Genomic DNA, 3,668 nt, shown 5'->3' with positions numbered 1-3,668 from the left:
ACGCTGGCCGAGCCCTGGCCGAGCGGGGCATTGGCGCTGTTCAGGGTGAACAGATGACCGTCATCGACGTCGGTGTCATTGGCCAGCACGTCGATGGTCAGGGTTTGATTTTCCGTGCCGGCGGCCGTATCGGCTACCGCGACCGGGCCGTCGTTGGTACCGGTGATGGTCACGTCCACCGTACTAGACGAGAGTGCGCCATGTTCGTCCTGCATGGTGTAGCTGAGCGTTACGTGCGCGACGGCGCCTTGTGCCAGATGATCGAAGTCGCTGCCAGGGTTGAACAGCAGCTGGTTGGCGACCACGCTGGCGCTGCCCTGGCCGAGCGGGGCATTGGCGCTGTTCAGGGTGAACAGGTGGCCGTCATCGGCGTCGGTGTCGTTGGCCAATACGTCGATGGTCAGGGTTTGATTTTCCGTGCCGGCGGCCGTATCGGCCACCGCGACCGGACCGTCGTTGGTACCGGTGATGGTCACGTCTACGGTGGAACTTGAAAGCGCGCCGTGTTCATCCTGCATGGTGTAGCTCAGTGTCACGTGCGCGATGGCGCCCTGCGCCAGATGATCAAAGTCGCTGCCAGGGTTGAACAGCAACTGGTTGGCGACCACGCTGACGGTGCCCTGGCCGAGCGGCGCGCTGGCGCTGTTCAGCGTGAACAGGTGACCGTTGTCGACGTCGGTGTCGTTGGCCAGCACGTCGATGGTCAGGGACTGGTTCTCTGTGCCAGCGGCGACATCGGCCACCGCGACCGGACCGTCGTTGGTGCCAGTAAGGGTGATGGTCACGGTCTGCGTTGCCGAAGCGGCGTTAGCTGTGCCGCTGTTGTCAGTGGCGACCACCGTGTACGAAAAAGTGATGGTTTCACCCGCGCCGAGGAAGTCGAGGTTCTGGCTGGTGCTGTAATCCCAGCTGTCCTGATCGACCGAGAAGCCGGCGACCAGTGCCGAAGCCACGCCCGCATTGAGTGTGCCGCCACTCCAGGTGATGTCGCTGTTGGCGGTGTGCGACACGGTCACCACGTCGGTGCTGTCCAGATCGGCAAAGCTCAGGGCGCCGCTGTCGCTCAATGTGGCGGTGCCGTTGCCTTCGTTCATCGCGCCGGTGGTGTCAGCAATTGTCAGGGTTGGTTGGTCGTTGGTGCCGGTGATGGTCACGTCCACCGTACTAGACGAGAGCGCGCCGTGTTCGTCCTGCATGGTGTAGTTGAGTGTCACGTGCGTGACCGCACCTTGCGCCAGATGATCGAAGTCGTTGCCGGGGTTGAACACCAATTGGTTGGCGACCACGCTGGCCGAGCCCTGGCCGAGCGGGGCATTGGCGCTGTTCAGGGTGAACAGGTGGCCGTCGTCGACGTCGGTGTCGTTGGCCAATACGTCGATGGTCAGGGATTGGTTTTCCGTACCAGCGGCCGTATCGGCCACCGCGACTGGACCGTCGTTGGTGCCGGTGACGGTCACGTCCACGGTGGAACTCGAAAGTGCGCCGTGTTCGTCCTGCATGGTGTAGCTGAGCGTTACGTGCTGGATTGCACCTTGCGCCAGATGATCGAAGTCGCTGCCAGGGTTGAACAGCAACTGGTTGGCGACCACGCTGACGGTGCCCTGGCCGAGCGGGGCACTGGCAGTGTTCAACGTGAACAGGTGACCGTTGTCGACGTCGGTGTCGTTGGCCAGCACGTCGATGGTCAGGGTCTGATTCTCTGTGCCAGCGGCGACATCGGCCACCGCGACCGGACCGTCGTTGGTGCCAGTAAGGGTGATGGTCACGGTCTGCGTTGCCGAAGCGGCGTTAGCTGTGCCGCTGTTGTCAGTGGCGACCACCGTGTACGAAAAGGTGATGGTTTCACCCGCGCCGAGGAAGTCGAGGTTCTGGCTGGTGCTGTAATCCCAGCTGTCCTGATCGACCGAGAATCCGGCGACCAGTGCCGAAGCCACGCCCGCATTGAGTGTGCCGTCGCTCCAGGTGATGTCGCCGTTGGCGGTGTGCGACACGGTCACCACGTCAGTGCTGTCCAGATCGGCAAAGCTCAGTGCGCCGCTGTCGCTCAATGTGGCGGTGCCGTTGCCTTCGTTCATCGCGCCGGTGGTGTCGGCAATTGTCAGGGTTGGTTGGTCGTTGGTGCCAGTGATAGTGACGTCCACGGTGGAACTCGAGAGCGCGCCGTGTTCGTCCTGCATGGTGTAGCTGAGCGTCACGTGCGCGACCGCACCCTGCGCCAGATGATCAAAGTCGCTGCCGGGGGTGAACAGCAACTGGTTGGCGACCACGCTGGCCGAGCCCTGGCCGAGCGGGGCATTGGCGCTGTTCAGGGTGAACAGGTGGCCGTCGTCGACGTCGGTGTCGTTGGCCAATACGTCGATGGTCAGGGATTGGTTTTCCGTACCAGCGGCCGTATCGGCCACCGCGACTGGACCGTCGTTGGTGCCGGTGACGGTCACGTCCACGGTGGCGCTCGAAAGTGCGCCGTGTTCGTCCTGCATGGTGTAGCTGAGCGTTACGTGCGCGACGGCACCTTGCGCCAGATGATCGAAGTCGCTGCCGGGGGTGAACAGCAGCTGGTTGGCGACCACGCTAGCGGTGCCCTGGCCGAGCGGGGCATTGGCAGTGTTCAGGGTGAACAGGTGGCCGTCGTCGACGTCGGTGTCGTTGGCCAGCACGTCGATGGTCAGGGTTTGATTTTCCGTACCAGCGGCCGTATCGGCTACCGCGACCGGGCCGTCGTTGGTGCCGGTGATCGTCACATCCACCGTACTAGACGAAAGTGCGCCGTGTTCGTCCTGCATGGTGTAGTTGAGCGTTACGTGCGCGATGGCGCCTTGCGCCAGATGATCGAAGTCGCTGCCGGGGTTGAACAGCAATTGGTTGGCGACCACGCTGGCCGAGCCTTGGCCGAGCGGGGCACTGGCAGTGTTCAGGGTGAACAGGTGACCGTCGTCGACGTCGGTGTCGTTGGCCAGCACGTCGATGGTCAGGGGCTGATTTTCCGTACCAGCGGCTGTATCGGCCACCGCGACCGGACCGTCATTGGTGCCGGTGATAGTCACATCCACGGTGGAACTCGAGAGTGCACCGTGTTCGTCCTGCATGGTGTAGCTGAGCGTTACGTGCGCGACCGCACCTTGCGCCAGATGATCGAAGTCGCTGCCGGGGGTGAACAGCAGCTGGTTGGCGACCACGCTGGCGGTGCCCTGGCCGAGCGGGGCACTGGCGCTGTTCAGGGTGAACAGGTGACCGTCATCGACGTCGGTGTCGTTGGCCAGCACGTTGATGGTCAGGGATTGGTTCTCCGTACCAGCGGCCGTATCGGCTACCGCGACCGGGCCGTCATTGGTGCCGGTGATGGTCACGTCCACGGTGGAACTCGAAAGCGCGCCGTGTTCGTCCTGCATGGTGTAGCTGAGCGTCACGTGCGCGATGGCGCCCTGTGCCAGATGATCAAAGTCGCTGCCTGGGGTGAAGACCAGCTGGTTGGCGACCACGCTGGCCGTGCCTTGGCCGAGCGGGGCGCTGGCGCTGTTCAGGGTGAACAGGTGACCGTCGTCGACGTCGGTGTCGTTGGCCAGCACGTCGATGGTCAGGGTCTGGTTTTCCGTGCCGGCGGCGACATCGGCCACCGCGACTGGACCGTCATTGGTGCCGGTGATGGTCACGTCCACGGTGGAACTCGA

The 3,668-nt window shown here is 63.5% G+C and carries 1 protein-coding gene; it reads right to left on the bottom strand.

Annotated elements, in window-relative coordinates:
* Nucleotides 1-3,668 (bottom strand): beta strand repeat-containing protein (locus AC1RO5_RS30860; RefSeq protein WP_493179548.1); only part of this gene is annotated, 3,668 nt, incomplete at both ends.

The organism is Pseudomonas sp. GW822-FHT02G04 (genome assembly GCF_058802085.1).
The sequence above is the reverse complement of the archived record's forward strand: the minus strand, read 5'-3'. Positions and strand labels throughout refer to the sequence as shown.